The organism is Paenibacillus sp. sgz302115, from assembly GCF_056120445.1.
Genome location: NZ_JBVYOK010000084.1, coordinates 1 through 282, shown reverse-complemented (window position 1 = coordinate 282; position 282 = coordinate 1). Strand labels below are relative to the sequence as shown.

At 52.5% G+C, this 282-nt stretch carries 1 rRNA gene; it reads right to left on the bottom strand.

Going from position 1 to position 282, the window contains the following annotated elements:
- Positions 1 to 41: 41 nt before the first annotated feature.
- Positions 42 to 282: ribosomal RNA gene (locus AC0LWN_RS32845) — 23S ribosomal RNA — on the bottom strand; the annotation flags it as partial.

Genomic DNA, 282 nt, shown 5'->3' with positions numbered 1-282 from the left:
CCTGAAAACTGAATCCGAAACGAAATCTGCGTTATAGTTGTTTGGATAAGCCCTCGACCGATTAGTATTGGTCAGCTCCACACGTTACCGTGCTTCCACCTCCAACCTATCTACCTCGTCGTCTTCAAGGGGTCTTACATGCTGGGAAATCTCATCTTGAGGGGGGCTTCACGCTTAGATGCTTTCAGCGCTTATCCCGTCCGTACGTAGCTACCCAGCCATGCTCCTGGCGGAACAACTGGTGCACCAGCGGTACGTCCATCCCGGTCCTCTCGTACTAAG